This window comes from Pseudomonas sp. MWU12-2319 (genome assembly GCF_023242525.1).
GTDB classification, from domain to species: Bacteria; Pseudomonadota; Gammaproteobacteria; order Pseudomonadales; family Pseudomonadaceae; genus Aquipseudomonas; species Aquipseudomonas gingeri_D.
The window spans coordinates 399,401-422,691 of the sequence record NZ_JALJES010000001.1; the positions used below are offsets into that span (position 1 = coordinate 399,401).

The window sequence follows — 23,291 nt, forward strand, 5'->3', positions numbered from 1 at the left end:
TTATTGCTGCTGCACCGACAGGACCGGCAACACCGGCGTCGGTGACACCAGCACCTTGGCGTGCATCTGCTCACAGCCGCCGCCCCGGCGCATGCCACGGACCGGACAAGCATCAAGGTAGTCCAGGCCCACCGCCAGTTTCAGATGGCGCTCGGGCCGGGACAACTGATTGGTCACATCGAAGCTGTACCAGGCGTCGTCCAGCCAGGCTTCGGCCCAGGCGTGACTGGCCAGGTGCTCGCTGTTCTCGCTGTACAGATACCCCGACACATACCGCGCCGGAATCCCCAGGCTGCGTGCGCACGCCAGGAACGCGTGGGTATGGTCCTGGCACACCCCGGCGCGCCGGGCAAAGGCCTGGGCGGCACTGGTGTCGACTTCAGTGGCACCCGGCGTGTAGGTCATGTGCTGGTTCAGCGCCTGCATCAGATCGATCAGTGCGCTGCGATCACGCCGCTTGCGGCATTGCTTGTCGGCGAAGCCGCGCAGGGCATCGTCCGGTTCCGTCAAACGGGTCATGCGCAAGAACGGCAAGGCCGACTGGCTCTCGTGTTCGGCCTCGCGCTGCTCGTCGATATCCACCTGGCCCCGGGCGCCGATGATAATGGCTTCATGGGGCTCGTCGAGGGTCAGCACGTGGAGGATATTGCCGAACGGATCGAGCTGCGCCCGCACCGGACGCGGCAGGGTCAGTTGCCAGCTGAGCACGTGCTGGCGCTCGCTGTCGTGGGGGGTCAGACGCAAATACTGGATGCTCGCCCGAACCTGATCCTCGTAGTGATAGGTGGTCTCGTGGCTAATGGAAAGTCTCATGCAGCCTCCAGGTAGGAACTGTGGATGGCGTTGCCCAGTTCGGCAACCAGGGGAATGAACTCGATCAGCCAGGTGTGCAGGCCTTCATCGAGGATTTCATCGATACCGGTGTAGCGCAGTCGCGCGTCCATCTCGGCGGCCAGGCGCTGGGCCGGCCGGCCGTTGATGCCCGGCAGGCTGGCGAGGATCTGGTCGATTTCTTCGGTGCAGGCGCGCAATGAGCGCGGCACATCGGCACGCAACAACAGCAGTTCGGCGACCTGCCGCGCGCCCGGGGCGTCACGGTAGATCTCAGTGTAGGCCTCGAACGACGACAAGGCCCGCAGCAACGCACTCCACTGGTAATAGGCGTGGGCCGTGCCGTCGCTGACCGCGTCAGCCTGGTCGCCGGCCATGTCATAGCGGGCATCCAGCAGGCGCAGGGTGTTGTCGGCCCGTTCGATAAAGGTACCCAGGCGAATGAAACGGAAAGCATCGTTACGCATGATGGTGCCGTAGGACGCCCCACGGAACAGGTGGGAACGTTCCTTGATCCACTCGCAGAAACGACTCATGCCATAACGCCCCAGGCCCTGGTCGGCAATGCCGCGAATCTCCAGCCAGGTGGCGTTGATGTTTTCCCACATGTCCGCGGTAATCCGCCCACGTACCGCATGGGCACTGGCCCGTGCCGCCCGCAGGCAGCTGAAGATGCTCGCCGGGTTGGCCGCGTCCAGGGCGAAGAAGTGCAGCAGCCGGTCGGCATGCAGCTCGCCATGGCGCTCCAGATAGTCGTCCAGGGTGCCGGTGATCAGCAACGGCATGGCCATTTCGTGCAGGCCGTCACCACGACCGTCCTGCGGCATCAACGACAACGAATAACTCACGTCGAGCATCCGCGCGAGGTTTTCCACGCGCTCCAGATAACGCGACATCCAATACAAATCCGAGGCAGTTCTACTTAGCATGTCAGGCTTCCTTAATCCTCGACCACCCAAGTGTCCTTGGTGCCGCCGCCCTGGGACGAGTTCACCACCAGGGAGCCTTCGCGCAGTGCGACGCGGGTCAGCCCGCCCGGCACCACGCGGGTCTCGCGACCGGAGAGGACAAATGGACGCAGATCGATATGGCGCGGGGCAATGCCGCTCTCGACAAAGGTCGGGCAGGTCGACAAGGACAACGTCGGCTGGGCGATATAGGCATGGGGCTTGGCCTTGAGCCGGGCACGGAAATTCTCGATTTCCGCGGCGCTCGCCGCCGGCCCCACCAGCATGCCGTAGCCGCCCGAGCCCTGGGTTTCCTTGACCACCAATTCAGGTAGATGCGCCAGCACGTGGGAGAGTTCCTCGGGCTTGCGACATTGCCAGGTCGGCACGTTCTTCAGAATCGGCTCTTCGTCCAGGTAGAAACGGATCATATCGGTGACGAATGGGTATACCGACTTGTCGTCCGCTACCCCGGTGCCGATGGCATTGGCCAGCACCACATTGCCGGACCGGTAGGACGACAGCAGGCCGGGCACACCGAGCATCGAATCGGGGTTGAAGGCCAGCGGATCGAGGAAGGCGTCGTCGAGGCGGCGATAAATCACATCCACCTGTTTCGGGCCGTCGGTGGTACGCATGAAGACCTTGTCGTCACGCACGAACAGGTCGGCCCCCTCCACCAGTTCCACGCCCATTTCCCGGGCCAGGAACGCGTGCTCGAAGAACGCACTGTTGAAGCGCCCGGGCGTCAGTACCACCACGCTCGGGTTGTCCAGGGGACTGGAGCTTTTCAGTGTGTCGAGCAACAGGTTGGGGTAATGGTCGATGGGCGCGATGCGTTGGGCGGCGAACAGCTCGGGGAACAGGCGCATCATCATCTTGCGGTCTTCGAGCATGTAGCTCACGCCGCTGGGAGTGCGCAGGTTGTCTTCGAGAACGTAGTAGCTGCCGTCGCCATCACGGACCAGGTCGACCCCGGAAATATGCGAGTAGATATCGCGGTGCAGGTTCAGGCCCTGCATGGCCAGCTGGTACTGCTCGTTGGCCAGGACCTGTTCGGCGGGGATGATCCCGGCCTTGATGATTCGTTGTTCGTGGTAGAGGTCGGCGAGAAACATGTTCAGCGCCTTGACCCGCTGGATGCAGCCGCGTTCCACGACACGCCATTCACTGGCGGGAATGCTGCGGGGTATGGTGTCGAACGGAATCAGCCGTTCAGTGCCTTGCTCGTCTCCATAGAGGGTGAAAGTAATCCCGGCGCGATGAAACAGCAGATCGGCCTCACGTCGCCGTTGTGCCAACAACTCCTCGGGAGTGTCGGCCAGCCAACGAGCAAATTCCCGGTAATGCGGGCGGACCTGTCCGCCGGCATCGTACATCTCGTCAAAATAGGTGCGGATCATGCCGTGCTCCTTGTCACCCGGTCACAAGAGCCTTCGCAAGGCCCGTGCCATCGGCATAAACGCTTTAATATCAACAGGTTGGATAATCATCCAACTTGCGCCGCACCATCACTGTGCAGTAAACGCCCCAATGTAATCAGCAGCGCCTCATTGCGAAGCAGGCTTTGCCTATCCACCAGCATAGTCAGAGTTTGTCCGCCTGCGCGGGCGGTCCTTTTTTGTGCGTGATAAACAAAAACGGCCAACCCTTGGGTCAGCCGTTGCTGGTTGAAAGAAGAAGTGCACTCAATTGAGTGCCCGCACCGGGTGCTTGACGCCCCACCCTTCGATCGTACCGCCCAGGGGCTCGACCACCGCCCCGAAGTTCTGCTCGAAGTCACCGATACCGCCATAGGTGGCGTACATCACCTTGCTCAGTTCCAGGTACCAGGCGCCGTCGTCGCGGACACTGACCTGGGCATTCAAGGATTCACCGCGAAACTTGCCTGCCGCCCTGCGCGCCCGCTCCTCGTCCGGGAAAACGGCATAGAACTCGATGGGATGGATGCGTGCGAAATCAAAACCGCCTTCTTTCATGCGGCGCAGCACGTTGCTGCTGATGTCTTCTTGATAGGCTGTGCTCATGAAACGTCCTCCTCAGCAAGCGTTGGATAGACTTTCCGTACTCCCGAACCAGGCACCGAACGGCGCTGGCGATACGACAAACGGGAAACAAGCATGTAGCTGACAAGACCAGACCTATAGCGAATCATTCGCTGATCTCCCTTGCAGAGTAGCGCGATGACATCGCCTCTGCCAGAGGGAATACAGAGGAAAAAACGCGCTCAGGGTAAAGGCGTGATACTGAGGATCTCGATGCTGTTCTGATCCTTCAGGCTTTTGACTGTCGGGTCCGGGGCACGGCCTTCCAGGTCATTGAGGTCCAGTGTGGCAGGAACCGGCAACAGCTTGGCGCGAATCAATCGCGCGGCCTGTTCCAGGTCCGGTTGGCTGGCGCATTCGAACTGTTCGGTGTCCTGCACGCCATGATCGTCGACGAAGGTAACTGCCCACTTGCTCATCGGTGCCTCCTCGGTAAAGCCCATGGATGGGCTTATAACATCTGGACTGTGGGGCACGGGAGATCGTTCAACCTGCTTTGAGCCGCACAAGCCCTGGAAAACACTGCATAACCTTGTAGGAGCAGGGCTTGCCCGCGAAGAGGCCCTCAAGACCGCTAAAAGCTTCGCCGACAAGCCAGGTTCACAAGGTCCGTGAACATTCCGACAAGGTTTCAGCCCCTCACTTCTCCGCGCGTTCCTTCAGGGCCTTGAGGGTATTGAACGGCGCATCGACCACAAACTTGTTGGCCAGCCACGATGGCACGCTGCCGCCCGGCTCGGTATGCACCTGGTAAGTCACTTCGGTCATGCCGCCGTCCTTGGGCACCAGCTTCCAGAAGCCTTCGACCTGGGCGACACGGACATAACCTTTCTCTTCCGGCAGGTAGGTCGGCACTTCCTTGAGCGCGCGGGTCAGGCTGCCGTCAGCGCCCTTGGTGGTGGTGATCTGCAAGATCGAGTCACGATCGGTGACCGGGAACGGTGCCTTGAACTGGGTGTAGGTCCAGCTCAGGTCACCGTCCTTCTTCAGCAGCTTCTGCGACTTGCACTCGTGAATCCAGGCACAGGCGCCGACCACGTCTTCCTGCAGCGCCTGGATCTTCGCCACGGGTGCCTTGATCAGGGTCACGCCACGGTAGGCCTTGTACTGGGAGTTGGCCACTTCACTCAGGGAAACCTTGATGCCGTCCTGATCCTTGGCCGTTTCCCAGTTTTCCGCGTAGGCAGTACCGCTCAACAAGACAGTCAAACCACAAACCACAGCCATTCGATGCAGCGAACTCATTGTTTTATTCCTTATTGTTGAAGTTCCGGTCATTGAACACACCTTAAGCCGCTGTCATTTGCTCCCACCAGCCGATCAAGCGGATAGCCTCTTCACTGCTGCTACCGCATACCTCGGGATCGGCCTGGAAAGCCCCGCACACAGAGGGCCGTTCAGGCTTGCCAAACAGGCCGCACAGACCTTCGACCGAGAGTTGCACGCAACGTTCTCCCGCCGGCTTGCCGTTGGGCATACCCGGAATCGGTGTACTGATGGAAGGGGCGATGCAACAAGCGCCACAGCCCTCACGGCACTTCATGACGACAAGCTCCTGACAAGGGAAACGGTGTGTGGAAGACAGAGTAACCGCTAAAACGGCTGTTTAAAATTGGTCGCATAATTGTTTTTCACCGATAAGCCCCATGACCGGGCAGTCACCGACGAAGCGTTGTGCAGGGAGCGGCCGTTTTACTGTTTGAATTCAAAATCCAGGGCCGCACCGTCGACTTCCTTGCGGTTTTCGTTACGCAGCTGCAGGTCCATCTCATTCTTGAGCAAGCGCCCGTTGAGCTGGAAAGGTGTCTGTTCAGGCGTTTTTTCGAATAGCTGCGGTAACAACGGCCGACTTTTCGACAACGGCACTGCGCCCAGCGGTTCAAGACGCTTGACCATCTCCTGGGGCAGACTCAGATCCAGCTGGGCCGGTGGCAGCTTGGTGTTCAGCGCGTCACTGGCCGGCACGGCCTTGGCGGCAATCGGTGCACGTCGCTTGGCCTTGCCCGGCGGCGCCTTCCGGGTTGTTGCCCGTTTACTCGGCAGCGGCTTTTTCTTCACCAGCTTGACGCTGCTGGCCGGGGTCCCGAGCGGCTTCTCCGTCGTCGCGGGCACGCTGCTGGCCTGGGCCTGCGCCGTCACAGCCACCCCCGCGCCCATGCCTGTCAGCAGGATCATCAACAGCAAACGAATGGAAAAAGTCGCTTTCATAGGCTCTACGACGTGGACGACAGAGGGCGCATATGCTCGCCTGTTGAACGCCTCCTGACAAGCAGGCGATCATCCGGGGTCGTCCATTCCTGTAGCCATCCCGTTACAAAAGCCCCGCCGCGGTCTCCTGGCACAGCTGGCTGGCCAGCATGCCGAGGGTCATCAATGCCCGTTCGGCCTCGCGGTTCCAGGGGATCCCGCAGTTGAGCCGGATACAGTGGTTGAATTGCTCGGTGTTACTGAAGATCAACCCCGGGGCGATACTGATGCCCTGCTGCAGCGCCCGCACATGCAACTCCTGGGTGTTGACCCGTCCGGGCAGGCTGACCCACAGAATGAAGCCGCCGGTGGGCCGGGTCATCTGCGTCCCTTCCGGGAAGAACTGCTGAACCGCCAATTGAAAGGCACTCAGGTTCTTCCGGTACTCCTGGCGGATATAACGCAGGTGTCGATCATAGCCGCCGTTCTCCAGGTAGGCCGCCACCGCCATCTGCGTCACGCTGCACGCCGAGTGGGTACTGAAGGTCTGCAAGCGCTGGATTTCCTGCTGGAACTTGCCGGCGATCATCCAGCCGATGCGCACGCCGGGGGACAGGGTCTTGGAAAAGCTCGAGCAGTAGATCACCCGGTCCAGTCGGTCATAGGCCTTGAGGGCCTTGGTCCGGCCGACTTCGAACATCAGCTCGCCATAGATATCGTCTTCGACGATCTGGATATCGAAGTCCGAGGCCAGGCGCAGCAACTGCTTCTGCCGCTCTTCCGGCATGGTCCCGCCCAGCGGATTGCTCAGGCGAGTAGTCAGGACCAGGGCCTTGATCGACCATTGGTTGGCCGCCAGTTGCAGGGCCTCCAGGCTCATGCCGGTGGACGGGTCGCTGGGAATCTCGATGACTTTCAGGCCCAGCAGATCGGCCAGTTGCAGCAGACCGTAATAGGTCGGCGATTCGGCGGCGATCAGGTCGCCCGGCCGGGTCAGCACCCGCAACGACATTTGCAGGGCGTCCACACAACCGTGGGTGATCACCACTTCCGAAGGGTCGATCACCACCCCGGCATCGCGCATGCGAATCGCCACCTGTCGGCGCAAGGGTTCGAAACCGGGGCTGAACATGTAGCTGAAGGCCCGCGGACTGTGGAAGCGCGTGACCTTGGCCAATTGCTGGTGCAGGGCGCGCACCGGCAGGTAATCCACCGACGGCACCGCCGCACCGAAGGGAAACACCCCTTCACGACGGGACTCGACCAGCACCTGCTGGATGATGCTGCTGCGGGTGACCAGCCCTGGTCGCTCGACCCGGGCGATGTCCGGCGTGGGCGCGGTCAGGGCCGGGGTCTGGTGAACGTAATAGCCCGATTGCGGACGCGCGCGGATCAGCCCCTGGTCTTCCAGGTTGGCATAGGCCTGCAGCACCGTGGCGTGGCTGACATTGAGCTGCGAGCTCATCTTGCGCACCGACGGCACCCGCTCACCCGGCTGATAGACGCCCCGCCGGATATCCTCGGCGAGCTGCTGCGCAATACGTTGGTAGAGCAATAGGTTGGTCATGAAGCGGCACTCGGTTTCAACGGCATTTTTATTCTTGGAAGCAACGATACCGGAACAGTTCAAAAGTGTACTGGCACAGTTTCTACAATAGTCGACAATACAGTGACAAGAGAAGTAAAACTGTACGGGCAGCTACCATCGCGCAAACACCCCATTCCCCTGTAGGAGCCGGCTTGCCAGCGATGAGGCCCTCGAGCCTTGCGCTGCCCGCCCGGACGCCATCGCCGGCAAGCCGGACTCCTACAGGACTGCACGGTGTTTTCAAGGGGGTAACAGGCACAAAAAACCCGGCGCCTTGAGGGGGCCGGGTCTTCGTTGCAAACCGACAGCCGTCAGCGCGCCGCGCCGAGCTGGCCCTTCTCGTCGGAAAAGACAATCTCAACCCGACGGTTCTGTGCCCGTCCACGCTCGGTGGCGTTCACATCCACCGGGTACTGGTCGCCATAACCTTCAACCTGGATGCGCTTCTCGTCGATCCCCAGGTCCACCAGCATATCGGCCACCGACTGCGCGCGCTCGCGAGACAGTTTCAGGTTGCCGTCGGCATCGCCGGTGCTGTCGGTGTAGCCCTCGATACGCACGATACGACGCGGGTTGAGCTGGAGAAACTGCACCAGCTTGAGCACCGTGCGGTTGGCCGAGTTCTTCAGTTCCGCCTCACCGGTGTCGAACAGCACATCGCCGAGGGTCATCACCAGGCCGCGATCCTTCTGGTTACTGGTCAGGCTGGCGATCTGCTCTTCTACCCACTTGCCCTGCTGCTGCACGCTGAGCAATTTGCTTTCGCGCAACGCCAGTTGCAGGCGCTGACGCTCCAGTTCCAGCTTGGCCGCCCGCTCCTGGTTCAACGCGGTTTCGGTGTGTTCTCGGGCAATGTCGGCATAACGCTCGCTCAGGTAGGCGTAGTGCTCGACATCACCGGCGCTGCCCAGATAGCCGGACAGGCGCTCGGCCCGGGACAGGGATTCACCGGCGCGGATCACGTCCTTGGGCGCATAACGCAGCACATTGGCGTCTTCCTTGACCTTCTGGAAACTCGCCGACGCCGCCTGCAAGGCCGCCTCGCTGTCGTTCTGGCCGGCGCAACCGTACAAGCCGACACAGGCCAGCAACAACAGGCCCCCCGCCCTTGCGCTCGAATAGATCATTGAGCCGTCTCCAGTTGCTTGCGCAGGCGCGTGATGCGGGTGTTGAGCAGCGTGACCTGCTCCTGGCTCTTCTCGGTCAGGACCTTGGCTTCGGCCAGGCGTGCATCCAGCTCGGCCTGTTCAGACTTGCGCCGGGCACCACGGAAAGCATCCTCAAGCATATTGGCCTTGGCCCGGCGAAACTTGTCCTCGGCCATTTTCAGCTCAGGGACATCGTTGGCGTTGGCCCCGACGGCATGGGCCTGCGCGATGGCGCGCTCGGTCAGGCGCATCTGCTCGTTCGGCGCCGGGTCGGTGGCACAGCCCGCCAGCGCCAGCACGGCCAGGGCCGCAAATAGAGGTCGAATACTCACAAAAAAATCCCTAGGGTTTTGGGGCGCTGACCGGTTGCAACTGCGCCTTCCAACGCTCCAGATTGCGCTGCAGCGCGGCTTCGGTCAGGCCGGAGGCGGGCAATTCTGTCATCTTTTTCGCCAACTGTCCGCGCAACCAGGGATCATTGCAGGCCGAGTTGTGGGAAACGGCGAGAAACAGACCGGGCTGGTCGACCGGTTGCGGATAGGCCTTGAGGTCGTTGGCCATGCCCAGGGCCTGGGTCGTGACCATGCCGGCATAACGCCCGGCCAGCACGTAGTCGACCTCGCCCAGCAGCAGCTTATGGAAAGCCGGGGTCAAGGCCGGCGTACGTTGGAGGGTCAGGCGCTCCTTGCTGAAAGTGCTGAACGGCTGGGTCAGCCGGGCCTTTTCCGAGATAGCCCCGGTGTGCCCGCGCAAGTCCTCGGCGCTGCTGTAGAGCAGCGGCGAATCCTTGCGGGTCCAGACCAGGAAGTCGTTGCGCACCAGCGCCGGGTGGATATAGTCCAGCGAATCCAGCTCATCGAGGGCGATGGGCGCATCCACCAGCAGATCCATACGCCCACTGCGCACCTCTTCCTGGGCCTGGGCACGTTTGCCGCCGTAAAGCACCTCGACCTTGAGCCCCAACTCCCCCGCCACCTGGCGCAGCAGATCGGCACTGGCGCCGATCAGGTGCACCGGGTCCTGCGGATCGCGCCACAGGTACGGCGGCGAATCCGGGCTGCCGGTGACGATCAGGCGCTCGCATTTGCCCAGTGCCTGGGCCTGCGGGGCCAATACGGGCAAGCCCAGCAGCAGTGACAGCGCAACGGCGCGAAGCCTGTCCATGAAGTGAATCTCCCTTGCAAAAAAAACCCGGCCAAAAGGCCGGGTTCTTTTATAAGCCAAGCCGCTGGATCAGACCAGCTTCTCGAACTCGGGTACGGCTTCGAACAGGTCCGCCACCAGGCCGTAATCGGCGACCTGGAAGATCGGTGCGTCTTCGTCCTTGTTGATCGCGACGATCACCTTGGAGTCCTTCATACCGGCCAAATGCTGGATCGCACCGGAGATACCGACAGCGATGTACAGCTGTGGCGCGACGATCTTGCCGGTCTGGCCGACCTGCATGTCGTTCGGTACGAAACCGGCGTCGACCGCGGCACGGGAAGCACCCACCGCGGCACCGAGCTTGTCGGCCAGGGCGTACAGGTGCTTGAAGTTGTCACCGTTCTGCATGCCACGGCCGCCGGAAACGACGATCTTGGCAGCGGTCAGTTCAGGACGATCGGACTTGGCCAGCTCTTCGCCAACGAACGACGATTTGCCTGCATCGTGAGCAGCGGCAACCGCTTCAACCGCAGCAGCGCCACCTTCAGCGGCAACCGGGTCGAAACCGGTGGCACGCACGGTGATGACCTTGACGGCGGCGTTCGATTGCACGGTGGCAATGGCGTTACCGGCATAGATCGGACGCTTGAAGGTGTCAGCGCTTTCCACCGAGATGATCTCGGAGATCTGGTCGACGTCCAACTGCGCGGCAACCCGTGGCAGGATGTTTTTGCCGTTGGAAGTGGCAGCAGCCAGGATGTGGCTGTAGCCCTTGCCCAACTCGACAACCAGCGGAGCGACGTTTTCCGGCAGTTGATGGGCGTAGGCGGCGTTGTCAGCCACCAGTACTTTCGACACACCAGCGATTTTCGCAGCGGCTTCAGCGACGGCACCCACGCCCTGGCCTGCAACCAGCACGTGAATGTCGCCACCGATCTTCGCAGCGGCAGCCACGGTGTTCAGGGTGGCCGGAGCCACGACCTTGTTGTCGTGTTCGGCGATTACCAAGATAGTCATGATCAGATTACCTTCGCTTCGTTTTTCAGTTTCTCGACCAGTTCTGCAACCGACTTGACCTTGATCCCGGCGCTGCGAGCAGCCGGCGCTTCGACTTTCAGGGTCTTGTTGGTGGAGGCGGTGGAAACGCCCAAAGCATCCGGAGTCAGCACTTCAAGCGGCTTCTTCTTGGCTTTCATGATGTTCGGCAGGGACGCATAACGCGGCTCGTTCAAACGCAGGTCGGTGGTGACGATGGCCGGCAGGCTCAACGACACGGTCTGCAGGCCGCCGTCGATTTCGCGGGTCACGGCAACCTTGTCGCCCGACACTTCGACTTTCGAAGCGAAGGTGCCTTGGGCATAACCGCTCAGGGCCGCCAGCATCTGGCCGGTCTGGTTGTTGTCGCTGTCGATGGCCTGTTTGCCGAGGATCACCAGTTGTGGCTGTTCCTTGTCGACAACGGCTTTCAACAGTTTGGCCACGGCCAGGGAGGTCAGCTCTTCAGCCGATTCAACCAGGATGGCACGGTCGGCACCCAGGGCCAGCGCGGTGCGCAGTTGCTCCTGAGCGGTGGACGGACCAACGGAGACGACGACGATTTCAGTCGCGACGCCTTTTTCCTTCAGGCGTACCGCTTCTTCCACTGCGATTTCGCAGAACGGGTTCATCGACATCTTGACGTTGGCGAGGTCGACGCCGGAATTGTCCGCCTTGACGCGGACCTTGACGTTGTAATCGACAACGCGTTTGACAGCTACAAGAACCTTCATGGATTCCTCGTTACTCTCCGGTGAAAAGGAAATCGCCAGGACTCATCCTGGCGGTTGATGCTCAACGGCGCACGACTCCATAAGAAGCACAAGGGCACCTCCAAAAACGCCGGCACTTGATAAGGAAAATACCAACGCCGACCACCCTATACCGTCCGTCGGACGTGACCGGGCAGTCATGAACCGTCAAGGCGTGTAAACTCCGCGCCAGAACGGCATGCCGCTGTACTTCCCACTGCCTTCGCCCTGTCTTTAGAGGGGCTCCTGAATCCTTGATTCAGCCTACGGCGAGCGCGAAACCGCCCGTATCTTGACCGGAACGCCCATTCCGGTCAATACGGCAAAATGGCCAGTCATAAGCCGCGCTTCTTTGATTTATCTAGCCTGCAGCGAATTCAAACAAACGTTTGTATTGGACGCTGGTAGTGGTGTAGATATAATGCGCCGCCTAGAGAGAAAGATGTCTCATCCGTGATCCTCCTCCCGACGTGGTGCAGGAATACTGGAGCGCGACACCAAACCTCCAATTAGAAAAATGTGAGCCTTGAGTAGGAGAGAGTCTGTGGAACGCGAATACATGGAATTCGACGTGGTCATCGTCGGTGCCGGCCCCGCAGGCCTGTCCGCCGCTTGCCGGCTGAAACAGAAAGCGGCCGAAGCGGGTCAGGAAATCAGCGTCTGCGTCGTGGAGAAAGGTTCCGAGGTCGGTGCCCATATCCTTTCCGGCGCGGTGTTCGAGCCACGGGCCCTGAACGAACTGTTCCCGGACTGGAAAGAGCTCGGCGCGCCGCTGAACACTCCCGTCAAGCGCGACGACATCTATGTCCTGCGCAGTCACGAGACCTCGACCAAGGTTCCCGACTTCTTTGTGCCCAAGACCATGCACAACGAAGGCAACTACATTATCTCCCTGGGCAACCTGTGCCGCTGGCTGGCCCAGCAGGCCGAGAACCTGGGCGTGGAAATCTACCCGGGCTTCGCCGCCCAGGAAGCGCTGTTCGACGAGAACGGCGTGGTTCGCGGGATCATCACCGGTGACCTCGGTGTCGACCGTGAAGGCCATCCGAAAGACGGCCTCTACACCCCCGGCATGGAACTGCGCGGCAAGTACACGCTGTTCGCCGAAGGCTGCCGTGGGCATATCGGCAAGCAGCTGATTTCGCGTTTCAAGCTCGACAGCGATGCCGATGCCCAGCACTACGGCATCGGCCTGAAGGAAATCTGGGAAATCGATCCGGCCAAGCACGAGCCAGGCCTGGTGGTGCACACCGCCGGTTGGCCGCTGGACATCATGAGCGCCGAGAACACCGGCGGCTCGTTCCTCTATCACCTGGAAAACAACCAAGTGGTGGTGGGTCTGATCGTCGACCTGTCCTACAGCAACACCTTCCTGTCGCCGTTCGACGAGTTCCAGCGCCTCAAGCATCACCCGGTGCTCAAGCAGTACCTGGAAGGCGGCAAGCGCATCAGCTACGGCGCCCGCGCCATCTGCAAGGGCGGCCTGAACTCGCTGCCGAAGATGGTCTTCAACGGCGGCGCGCTGATCGGTTGCGACCTGGGCACCCTGAACTTCGCCAAGATCAAGGGCAGCCATACCGCGATGAAGTCCGGCATGCTCGCCGCCGAAGCCGTGGCCGAGAAGCTGCTGGCCGGTGCCGAGGGTGGCGATGAGCTGCACAGCTACGTCGAGTCGTTCAAATCGAGCTGGCTGTACGAAGAATTGTTCGCCAGCCGCAACTTCGGCCCGGCGATGCACAAGTTCGGCCCGATCGTCGGTGCCGGCTTCAACTGGCTCGACCAGAATATCTTCGGCGGCAAACTGCCGTTCACCCTGCACGACACCAAGCCGGACTATGCCTGCCTGAAGCTGGCGAAGGACTCGACGAAAATCGATTATCCGAAACCGGACGGCAAGCTCAGCTTCGACAAGCTCAGCTCGGTGTTCATCTCGGGTACCAACCATGAAGAAGAGCAGCCCTGCCACCTGAAGCTGAAAGACCCGAGCATCCCGATCAGCAAGAACCTGCCGCTCTATGATGAGCCGGCACAGCGTTACTGCCCGGCCGGTGTGTATGAGGTGATCACCCAGGAAGACGGTGCCAAGCGTTTCCAGATCAACGCCCAGAACTGCGTGCACTGCAAGACCTGTGACATCAAGGACCCTTCGCAGAACATCACCTGGGTCACCCCGGAAGGCGCCGGCGGCCCGACTTATCCGAACATGTAAGTCCTCGGCACAACAGAAAGGCCCCTTCGGGGGCCTTTCTGCTTACTTGAGAATGCACTGAAGTTTGTGCTATCCGCAGAGCTTGTAACGTCCTCAAGGCCCTCTTCGCGGGCAAGCCCTGCTCCTACAATGTCGTGTCGTACACAACATCAGTGATCGACGTTTAACTGTAGGAGCAGGGCTTGCCCGCGAAGCTTTTAGCGCCCTCACGCTCTAGCGCTGTGCCTCAGTTCACCCCCACCTCCACCCGATCGCCATTCAAGCGCACCGGCCAGACCCGCAAGCGCTGCTCGGGGTACTCGACACACACGCCATCCGCCAAACGAAAGTGCTGTTTGTACAAAGGCGAGGCAATCACCAGTTCGCCCTTCAGCGTACCGACGATGCCACGGCCAATCACATTGGCCCCCGATTTCGGATCACGGTTATCGATGGCAAAGACCTGCTCGCCACCGCCGATAGCCGGCAGATGGAACAGTGCCACCTGGGCGCCGTCAAGCCAGGCGACCACTCCGGAATCAGCCACCAAATCGGCGCGATTACACAGGGTTTTCCATTCCACAGCATTCTGCGGACGTTCCAGGGTCGTGGTGTTCATCAGTTCAACTCCTCGGCGACAGGGATCAGCTGCAGTTCATCGGCACGGGCCGGACGACGCTGGCCGCGCTCCTCGACGAAACGGATGGCGGGATCGCCGCCGGTGTCATTGACGAAGGTGCGGAAGCGCTTGAGTTTCTCCGGGTCCCGCAGGGCGTTGGCCCATTCACACTGGTAACGATCGATCAGCAGATTCATCTGCGCCTCCAACTCGTCGGCCAGGCCCAGGCTGTCATCGATGATCACCGCCTTGAGATAGTCGAGGCCGCCTTCCAGGCTTTCACGCCACACCGAGGTGCGTTGCAGGCGGTCGGCGGTGCGAATGTAGAACATCAGGAAACGGTCGATGTAGCGGATCAAGGTCGCGTCATCGAGGTCGGTGGCGAACAGCTCGGCATGTCGCGGGCGCATGCCGCCATTGCCGGCGACATACAGGTTCCAGCCCTTGTCGGTGGCGATCACGCCGATGTCCTTGCTCTGGGCCTCGGCGCATTCGCGGGTGCAGCCGGAAACCGCCAGCTTGAATTTGTGCGGCGCCCGTACGCCCTTGTAGCGGTTCTCCAGCAGCAGGGCCATGGCGACGCTGTCCTGCACGCCATAGCGGCACCAGGTGCTGCCGACACAGGACTTCACCGTGCGCAATGATTTGCCGTAGCCGTGACCGGTCTCGAATCCGGCATCCACCAGCTCGCCCCAGATCTGCGGCAATTCGTGCAACTGGGCGCCGAACAGGTCGATCCGCTGGCCGCCGGTGATCTTGGTGTACAGGTCGTATTTCTTCGCCACCGCGCCGAGGGCGATCAGTTTGTCCGGGGTGATCTCGCCGCCGGCGATACGCGGGATGATCGAATAGGTACCGTTCTTCTGCATGTTGGCCATGAAGGTGTCATTGGTGTCCTGCAACGGCACCAACGCCGGGTCCATGATCGGCTGGTTCCAGCACGAGGCAAGGATCGAACCCACCGCCGGCTTGCAGATATCGCAGCCGACATGGCCTTTGCCGTGACGGGCCAGCAACGCGTCGAAGGACTCGATGCGCTCGACCCGGACAATCGCGTACAGCTCCTGGCGGGTATGGGCGAAATGCTCGCACAGGCTCTTGTCCACCGTGACGCCACGGGCGCTCAACTCGTGCTCGAAGACTTGCTTGAGCAGCGCGGCACAACCGCCGCAACCGGTGGCGGCGCGGGTGCAGGCCTTGAGTTCGGAGAGCTCGCTGCAACCGCCGTCGATGGCCGAACAGATCGCCCCTTTACTGACGTTATGGCAGGAACACACGGTGGCGGTCGCGGGCAAGGCATCCACGCCCAGGGCCGGTGCCGCCTCGCCCAGCGGCAGGATCAGCCCGGCCGGGTCGGCGGGCAGGTCGATACCGTTGCTGACGTACTGCAGCAGGGTGTCGTAATAGCTGTTGTCACCGACCAGCACCGCACCCAAGGCGCGTTTGCCATCGGCGGACACCACCAGGCGCCGGTAGCTGGCACTGGCTTCATCGATAAAGCGGTAGCTGCGTGAACCTGGCGTGGCGCCATGGGCATCGCCAATGGAGCCGACATCGACGCCGAGCAACTTGAGCTTGGTCGACATATCCGCGCCCATAAACGGCTCGCTGTCTTCACCGCAGAGTTGCGTGGCGACCGCGCGGGCCATCTGGTAGCCCGGAGCGACCAGACCGAAGATGCCGCCGTTCCAGGCCGCGCATTCACCGATGGCGTAGATGTCCGGATCGCTGCTGACGCACTGGCTGTCGATGGCCACCCCACCACGTGGACCGAGTTCCAGACCAGACTGTTTGGCCAGGGCGTCCTGCGGACGGATACCGGCGGAAAACACAATCAGATCGGCCTCGAGGAAATCCTCGCCGGCGAAGTTCATCCGGTAGCGGTATTCACTGCCGGTGCTGATCGACTGGGTACCACGGGACAGGTGCACACTGACCCCCAGCGCCTCGATCCGGTCCTTGAGCGCCTGACCGCCCTGCTCATCCAGCTGGACCGGCATCAGCCGTGGCGCGAACTCCACCACATGGGCTTCGAGACCCAGGGACTTCAGGGCATTGGCCGCTTCCAGGCCCAACAGGCCACCACCGACCACCACGCCACGCCGGGCATTTTTAGACGCGTCGCGGATGCGGTCGAGATCACCCAGGGTCCGGTAGACCAGCCGCGAGTCGCCCTCGGCGCCTTCAATCGGCGGAACGAAGGGAAAGGAACCGGTCGCCAGCACCAGCTTGTCATAGGCCACACGGCCGTCGGCGGTGATCACCTCGCGACGTTCGCGATCAATCTCCAGCACCGCGCGGCCCAGGTGCAAGGTGACACCCGGGGTCTGGTACAGCGCGATATCGCCGAGAGCCAGGGCTTGAGCATCGCGACCGCTGAAGTATTCGGACAAATGCACGCGATCATAGGCGCGCTGCGGTTCTTCGCTGAATACATGAATCCGATACTGCGCCAGGGCACCGCGCTCGACCAGTTGCTCGACGCAGTGATGACCCACCATGCCGTTACCGATCACCAACAGTGTTGGCCGGTTGTTCGAGGTCGCTGAATAGCTGTTCATAGGAAGCATCCGTCAAAGCCAATCCGGTTTTTCGAAGGCAAAAAAAAACGCCTGGAACCAAAAGGTTCCAGGCGCCTTTGCCTGTTCGTGCTGCCGGCCCATGGGCCCGACGCAGTCATATTCACCCGGGCCGGTTGTGGCCAAACGATCGCCGTTGATCGACGGGGCATCCCACTCGCGCCATCGCGGTGAGGTGCAAGGGGCTATGCATCGCTTGTGCCAAGGCCCAAAAACCAAGGCCTGACACGATCCTTGCAGGAGCAGGGCTTGCCCGCGAAGGGGCCCGCGAGACCGCTAGGAGCTTCGCGGGCAAGCCCTGCTCCTACAGTTGCGCGGTGTTTTCAATAGCCCATTTCCTTAGCTGACTGACGTTGGGAAAAGTTCAAGCCCAACCAGGCAACAAAGCGCCAAAACAGTGCAACAAGACTCGACTCGCCCCATCAGGACGCTGATTTTCATCTCCCGGAGTTGCACCAGCTCCCTGGCCTCACCCCATGTCAGCCTTATCCAACGCACCCTGTCGACCACCACCGAAGCAGTTGGCGCGCGCATTGCTACAGCCTGACCAGGCCATCAACGTCGATGGCTGTGTATTTCACTCTTCAGGCAACATTCACGACAAAGGCGCCGTGTCGCTCCCGTTGAAAAACGTGGAGCAGCAGGTGCTTTTTTCGTTTCTGCCGGACCCGGTTTCCAACCCCGAGGACGCACCATGACCGATACCCACCTGGCCAGCAACACCGTGCGCAGCGTCTGTCCTTACTGCGGCGTGGGTTGCGGCATCGTCATGCAGGTCGAGGACAATCTGATCGTCAAGGTCTCGGGCGACAAACAACACCCGAGCAACTTCGGTCGCCTGTGCACCAAGGGCAGCACCTGCGGCCAGGCGGTGGCCAATTCCGGACGCATGGAGCACGCTTTCCTGCGTTCGCAACGCAGCCGCGACCCGGCGCGCGTCGGTATCGACCAGGCCATCAGCGCCACCGCCCAACGCCTGCGGGACATTATCGACAGCCATGGCCCGGACGCCGTGGCGCTCTATGTGTCCGGGCAGATGTCCCTGGAAGCCCAGTACCTGGCCAATAAACTGACCAAGGGCTTTATCCGCAGCCGCCATATCGAATCCAACTCGCGCCTGTGCATGGCCAGTGCCGGCAGTGGCTACAAACTGTCCCTGGGGGCCGACGGCCCGCCGGGCTCCTATGAGGATTTCGAGCACAGCGAGCTGTTCCTGGTGATCGGCGCGAATATGGCCGACTGTCACCCGATCCTGTTTCTGCGCCTGCTCGACCGGGTCAAGGCCGGGGCCAGGCTGATCGTCGTCGATCCGCGGCGCACCGGCACCGCCGACAAGGCCGACCTGTTCCTGCAGATCAAACCGGGCACCGACCTCGCCCTGCTCAACGGCCTGCTGCACCTGCTGGTGAAAAACGGCCACGACGACCGCGACTTTATCACCGCCTTCACCGAAGGCTGGGAAGTCATGCCCGACTTCCTCGAAGACTACCCACCGGCCCGGGTGGCCGAGTTGACCGGCCTGGCCGAGGCCGACCTGCACCAGGCCGCACAGTGGATCGGCCAGGCGGCCAACTGGATGAGCTGCTGGACCATGGGCCTCAACCAGAGCGTGCAAGGCACCTGGCACACCAACGCGCTATGCAACCTGCACCTGGCCACCGGCACCCTCTGCCGCCCTGGCAGCGGGCCGTTTTCCCTGACCGGGCAACCCAACGCCATGGGCGGTCGCGAGATGGGCTATATGGGCCCCGGCCTTCCGGGTCAGCGCTCGGCGCTGGTGGCTGATGACCGTGCCTTTATCGAGCAGCTTTGGCAACTGGCTCCCGGCAGCCTGCGGGCCGAAGCCGGCGAAGGCACGGTGGCCATGTTCGAGGCCTTGCGCGCCGGCAGCATCAAGGCCTGCTGGATTATCTGCACCAACCCGGTGGCGAGCATGCCCAACCGGCAGAACGTTATCGAGGCACTGCAAGCCGCCGAACTGGTGATCAGCCAGGACGCCTACCTGGATACCGAAACCAACCGCTACGCCGATATCCTCCTGCCCGGCGCCCTGTGGGCCGAAGCGCAAGGCGTGATGATCAACTCCGAACGCAATCTGACCCTGATGCAACAGGCCGTGCTGCCACCCGGTGAAACCCTCCCCGACTGGCAGATCATCGCCCGCGTGGCCTGTGAAATGGGTTATGCCGAGGCCTTTACCTATGACAGCGCCGAGGCGGTGTTCGAGGAAATCAAACAGGCCTGGAACCCCAAGACCGGCTATGACCTGCGCGGCGCCAGTTATGCCCGCCTGCGCGAGCAACCGCTGCAATGGCCGTGTGCCGAGGCCCGGGGGCCCACGCGCAATCCGATCCGCTACCTCAACAACGGCCTCAGCCAGGCGCTGAAATACGACCAGGACGGCCAGCAACCGGCAATCGCCTTCCCGACCGAAAGCGGCAAGGCGCAGTTCTTTGCCCGGCCGCACCTGATGCCAGCGGAAATGCCCGATGAGGAATTCCCCCTGGTGCTCAATACCGGGCGGGTGCAGCACCAATGGCACACCCTGACCAAGACCGGCAAGGTGGCGACCCTGAACAAACTCAACCCCGGCCCCTTCGTGGAAATTCATCCCGAGGATGCCGCGCGCCTGGGCATCAAGGAACGCGACCCGGTGCAAATCCGTTCACGGCGGGGCCGTGCGGTACTCCCGGCAGTGATCGCCGAGCGGGTTCGGCCGGGCAACTGTTTTGCACCCTTTCACTGGAACGATGTGTTCGGCGACAACCTGGCGATCAATGCCGTGACCAGCGATGCCATCGACCCAGTGTCGTTGCAGCCGGCCTTCAAGTTCTGTGCGGTCAACCTGCTGGCCCTGGTTCCAGAACCCACCCGCCTTGTCCCCGAACTCGCGCTGACCGACGCCTTGGCTGCCGCCCCGGAGAATTTTCCCCCCATGCAGATCAACGCTTTCGCCCGCCTGCTCAACCTCGATGTTCCGGCAGAGCTGAGCCTGGCCGCCGACGAACGCTTGTATATGCAGGGTTACCTGCTGGGCCTGCGCAGTGCCGAGGCCAAGGCGCCGGGCGTGCCCACCCTGCCCGCCAGCGCGCCTTTTGGCGCCGACAAACGCCTGCTGCTCAATGGCCTGCTTGCCGGGCTGTTTTCCCGTACGGCGAGCACCGCGCTGGAACCACGGGCCGCCGCCGACCTCCAGGCCCCCACCGCTGAATGGCTGGTGCTCTGGGCCTCACAAACCGGCAACAGCGAAGAACTGGCCCAGGCCTGCGCCAAGCGCCTGGACAGCGCCGGCCAACGGACCCGCCTGCGGGCCATGGACGAGGCCGGCCTTGACGACCTGCGCGCCGCCAGCAGCGTATTGCTGGTCACCAGCACCTTTGGCGACGGCGACCCGCCGGACAATGCCGCAGGTTTCTGGCAGGCCCTGCAAGGTGCCGAGGGCCAAGCCCTGGCGCAAAGCCGCTACAGCGTGCTGGCCCTGGGCGACACCAACTACGACCAGTTTTGCGGCTTCGGCCGCAAGCTCGACGAGCGCCTGAGCGAACTCGGCGCCGAACGCCTGCTGCCGCGCCTGGAGTGCGAGCAGGATGCCCAGCAAGCCGTCGAACCCTGGCTCACAACCCTGTGCACGGCGCTCAGCGGCCCGTCCGCGCCCCCGACCATAGTCGCCAACGCTGTCACACAACCCGCCCTGACCGACATCGCCAGCCCCTACAGCCGCCATCACCCCTTGCACGCCCGCCTCCTGCACAACCAGGTGCTCAATGCCCCCGGCGCGGAAAAGGAAACCCGCCATCTGGTGTTCGACCTCGGCGACCAGGACTTTCCCTACCAGGCCGGCGATGCCCTCGGCGTCTGGCCGAGCAATTGTCCGGAGTCGGTCGACAAGCTGCTGGATATCCTGCAACTGGACGGCAACAGCGGGGTCACGCTCAAGGACAAGGCGCCAATGGCGTTGCGCGAAGCCCTGCTCGATCACCTGGATATCACCCGGATCACCCCGGAGATTTTGCGCCGGGTCTGCGGGCTCTGCCCCAGTCCCTGGCTGGACGAATTGCAGGAGGAAGCCAACCAGGCCCGGCTCAAGGATTGGCTCTGGGGCCGGCAACTACTGGACCTGCTGCACGAATTCCCCATCAGCCTCGGCGCCAGCCAGTTGCTCAGCCTGCTCAAGCCCTTGCAGCCACGGCTGTATTCGATCTCCTCCAGTGCGAAAGTCACCCCGGCGCAAGTGCACCTGACGGTTTCCACCGTGCGCTACCGGCATCGCGAACAGATCCGTGGCGGGGTCTGTTCGAGCTTTCTCGCCGACCGCGCCACCAGCACCGGCGTGCGCTTGTTTATCCAGCGCACCACGCACTTCCGGGTCCCGCAAGATCCGCGCACGCCGATGATCATGATCGGCCCCGGCACCGGCATCGCGCCGTTTCGCGCCTTCCTGCAGGAACGCCAGGCCCAGGGCGCCGAGGGCAGGAACTGGCTGTTTTTCGGCGAACAACGCGCCGCCAGCGACTTCTACTACCGCGAGGAACTGGAGGCCTGGCTGCGCAGCGGTCACCTGAGCCGCCTGGACACCGCCTTCTCCCGTGACCAGACTGAAAAGATCTACGTGCAGCAGCGCATGCTCGAAGCCGGCGCGCAGCTCTGGAGCTGGCTGGAGCAAGGGGCCAGCGTCTATGTCTGTGGCGATGCCAGCCGCATGGCCAAGGATGTCGATGCCGCGCTGAAGAAAATCGTCCAGGTCCACGGCCGGATGAGCGCTGGTGCGGCGGGACTGTATGTCAGTGCCATGAGCAAGGATCGACGCTATCTGCGTGATGTCTATTGAGTGAGCGGAATATTCAATACACCGCAAAACTGTAGGAGCCGGGCTTGCCCGCGAAGCTTCTGGCGGTCTCGCGGGCCCTTTCGCTGGCAAGCCATGCTCCTACAGGGGAGCGTGTTCGGCCTTGACCGACGGCTATCGGCATAACTATTGCTCCGCCTTGTGACAGGCGTCAGCCCCACAGCTTCAGGAATCACCGCATGCACAACGATTTGGCAAGGTCACCATTGGCCTGGGTAGCGGGCAGCGATGCCCCGGAAAAGAACGTGCTCAACCTCGGCTATATGCCCTTGAGCGACAGCGCCTCCCTGGTGGTCGCGGCCACCCAGGGCTTCGCCCAACCCTATGGCCTGACGCTGAATCTGCAGCGCCAGAACTCCTGGGCCGGCCTGAGCAACAAGCTGGTCAGCGGCGAACTGGATGCCGCCCATGGCCTGTACGGCATGATCTACGCCATCCAACTGGGCATCAGCGGCACACCGGCCACCGACATGGCGGTGCTGATGGGCCTGAACCAGAACGGCCAGAGCATCAACCTCTCGCAACCGCTCAAGAACGCCGGCGTCACCAGCGCCCAGGCCCTGCAACAGCGTGCCCGCAACGGCCAGGCCAAACTGACCTTCGCCCAGACCTACCCCACCGGCACCCACGCCATGTGGTTGTATTACTGGCTGGCCAGCCAGGGCATCCACCCGCTGGAAGACGTCAACAGTGTGGTGGTACCGCCACCGCAAATGCTCGAACACCTGCAAGCCGGACGCATCGACGGCTTCTGTGTCGGCGAACCCTGGGCCGCCCATGCCATCGAGCAGGGCCAGGGCTTTACCCTGACCACCAGCCAGGCGATCTGGCCGGACCATCCGGAAAAGGTCCTGGCCTGTACCCGCGCCTTCGTCGAGGAATACCCCAACACCGCGCAAGCCCTGGTGATGGCGATCCTGGAAGCCAGCCGTTTTATCGAAGAGAGCCAGGAAAACCTGCGCAGCACCGCGCAATTGCTCAGCGGCAGCGACTACCTCGACGCGCCCCTGGCGAGCATCGAGCCACGTCTGCTCGGTCGCTACGACGACGGCCTCGGCCGGCACTGGCAAGATCCCCATGCCCTGACCTTCCATGACCGTGGCGCGGCCAACTACCCGTACCTCTCCGACGGCATGTGGTTCATGACCCAGTTCCGCCGCTGGGGCCTGCTGCGCGAGGCGCCGGATTACCTGGGCGTGGCCAGCCAGGTCCAGCAACTCGACCTCTACCGCCGCGCCGCGAACGCCCTGGACATTCCCATGCCCGGCACCCCGATGCGCAGCAGCCGACTGCTCGACGGCCAGGTCTGGGACGGTTCCGACCCAGAGGCCTACGCCCGTGGTTTTGCCCTGCATGCCCTCAATGATCACTGACAGGAGC

19 protein-coding genes are annotated in these 23,291 nt (G+C 62.2%); 3 read left to right on the forward strand and 16 right to left on the reverse strand.

Annotated features, from left to right (window positions below; translation table 11 throughout):
- The 14 genes from M5C01_RS01600 to M5C01_RS01665 form a co-directional block, all read right to left on the reverse strand.
- Positions 1–813 carry a transglutaminase family protein gene (locus tag M5C01_RS01600; protein ID WP_103499487.1) on the reverse strand — a complete coding sequence of 271 codons (813 nt, stop codon included), beginning with the start codon at positions 811–813 and terminating at the stop codon, positions 1–3.
- Positions 810–1,760, reverse strand: a complete 951-nt coding sequence (locus M5C01_RS01605) for an alpha-E domain-containing protein (protein ID WP_100940699.1) — start codon at positions 1,758–1,760, stop codon at positions 810–812. Before M5C01_RS01605 ends, M5C01_RS01600 begins: the two co-directional genes overlap by 4 nt.
- Before the next feature lie 11 nt (positions 1,761–1,771).
- Positions 1,772–3,181, reverse strand: a complete 1,410-nt coding sequence (locus M5C01_RS01610) for a circularly permuted type 2 ATP-grasp protein (RefSeq protein ID WP_103499488.1) — start codon at positions 3,179–3,181, stop codon at positions 1,772–1,774.
- A gap of 285 nt (positions 3,182–3,466) precedes the next feature.
- Positions 3,467–3,805, reverse strand: a complete 339-nt coding sequence (locus tag M5C01_RS01615) for a ribonuclease E inhibitor RraB (RefSeq protein WP_100940701.1) — start codon at positions 3,803–3,805, stop codon at positions 3,467–3,469.
- Between the two features lie 200 nt (positions 3,806–4,005).
- Positions 4,006–4,242, reverse strand: a complete 237-nt coding sequence (locus M5C01_RS01620) for a hypothetical protein (RefSeq protein WP_247263424.1) — start codon at positions 4,240–4,242, stop codon at positions 4,006–4,008.
- Positions 4,243–4,462: 220 nt separating this feature from the next.
- Positions 4,463–5,068, reverse strand: a complete 606-nt coding sequence (locus M5C01_RS01625; RefSeq protein WP_152737086.1) for an START domain-containing protein — start codon at positions 5,066–5,068, stop codon at positions 4,463–4,465.
- A gap of 43 nt (positions 5,069–5,111) precedes the next feature.
- A complete protein-coding gene (locus tag M5C01_RS01630) occupies positions 5,112–5,366 on the reverse strand; it encodes a YkgJ family cysteine cluster protein (RefSeq protein ID WP_103499491.1) in 255 nt (84 codons plus the stop codon).
- 149 nt (positions 5,367–5,515) lie between these two features.
- Complete coding sequence (locus M5C01_RS01635; protein WP_152737087.1) at positions 5,516–6,031, reverse strand: hypothetical protein; 516 nt, start codon at positions 6,029–6,031, stop codon at positions 5,516–5,518.
- A gap of 103 nt (positions 6,032–6,134) precedes the next feature.
- Positions 6,135–7,577: a PLP-dependent aminotransferase family protein gene (locus M5C01_RS01640; protein WP_100940706.1), complete on the reverse strand. Its 1,443-nt coding sequence runs from the start codon at positions 7,575–7,577 to the stop codon at positions 6,135–6,137.
- Positions 7,578–7,909: 332 nt separating this feature from the next.
- On the reverse strand, positions 7,910–8,725 hold the full coding sequence (locus tag M5C01_RS01645) for an OmpA family protein (RefSeq protein WP_152737089.1): 816 nt from the start codon (positions 8,723–8,725) through the stop codon (positions 7,910–7,912).
- Complete coding sequence (locus M5C01_RS01650) at positions 8,722–9,078, reverse strand: DUF4398 domain-containing protein (protein WP_178129733.1); 357 nt, start codon at positions 9,076–9,078, stop codon at positions 8,722–8,724. Before M5C01_RS01650 ends, M5C01_RS01645 begins: the two co-directional genes overlap by 4 nt.
- A 10-nt stretch (positions 9,079–9,088) precedes the next feature.
- The gene (locus M5C01_RS01655) at positions 9,089–9,910 is read right to left on the reverse strand and encodes a transporter substrate-binding domain-containing protein (protein ID WP_152737090.1); all 822 of its coding nucleotides are present in this window, start codon (positions 9,908–9,910) and stop codon (positions 9,089–9,091) included.
- A 69-nt stretch (positions 9,911–9,979) separates the two neighbouring features.
- Positions 9,980–10,909, reverse strand: coding sequence for an FAD-binding protein (locus tag M5C01_RS01660; RefSeq protein ID WP_100940712.1), 930 nt, complete (start codon positions 10,907–10,909; stop codon positions 9,980–9,982).
- Positions 10,910–10,911: 2 nt separating this feature from the next.
- The gene (locus tag M5C01_RS01665; protein ID WP_152737091.1) at positions 10,912–11,661 is read right to left on the reverse strand and encodes an electron transfer flavoprotein subunit beta/FixA family protein; all 750 of its coding nucleotides are present in this window, start codon (positions 11,659–11,661) and stop codon (positions 10,912–10,914) included.
- Positions 11,662–12,223: 562 nt separating this feature from the next.
- Here M5C01_RS01665 and M5C01_RS01670 point away from each other — a divergent pair.
- Positions 12,224–13,888: an electron transfer flavoprotein-ubiquinone oxidoreductase gene (locus tag M5C01_RS01670; protein WP_178129734.1), complete on the forward strand. Its 1,665-nt coding sequence runs from the start codon at positions 12,224–12,226 to the stop codon at positions 13,886–13,888.
- 226 nt (positions 13,889–14,114) lie between these two features.
- Here M5C01_RS01670 and nirD read toward each other — a convergent pair whose 3' ends face one another.
- Together nirD and nirB are read right to left on the reverse strand one after the other, a co-directional pair.
- On the reverse strand, positions 14,115–14,486 hold the full coding sequence (nirD, locus tag M5C01_RS01675) for a nitrite reductase small subunit NirD (protein ID WP_152737092.1): 372 nt from the start codon (positions 14,484–14,486) through the stop codon (positions 14,115–14,117).
- Positions 14,486–17,047 carry a nitrite reductase large subunit NirB gene (nirB, locus tag M5C01_RS01680; RefSeq protein WP_152737093.1) on the reverse strand — a complete coding sequence of 854 codons (2,562 nt, stop codon included), beginning with the start codon at positions 17,045–17,047 and terminating at the stop codon, positions 14,486–14,488. The genes nirD and nirB overlap by 1 nt, the downstream gene beginning before the upstream one ends.
- 727 nt (positions 17,048–17,774) lie before the next feature.
- On the opposite strand from nirB, the gene M5C01_RS01685 reads away from it, so the two are divergent.
- Positions 17,775–21,893, forward strand: a complete 4,119-nt coding sequence (locus tag M5C01_RS01685; protein WP_178129740.1) for a sulfite reductase subunit alpha — start codon at positions 17,775–17,777, stop codon at positions 21,891–21,893.
- A 197-nt stretch (positions 21,894–22,090) separates the two neighbouring features.
- Complete coding sequence (locus M5C01_RS01690) at positions 22,091–23,284, forward strand: CmpA/NrtA family ABC transporter substrate-binding protein (RefSeq protein ID WP_152737096.1); 1,194 nt, start codon at positions 22,091–22,093, stop codon at positions 23,282–23,284.
- Positions 23,285–23,291: the final 7 nt, after the last annotated feature.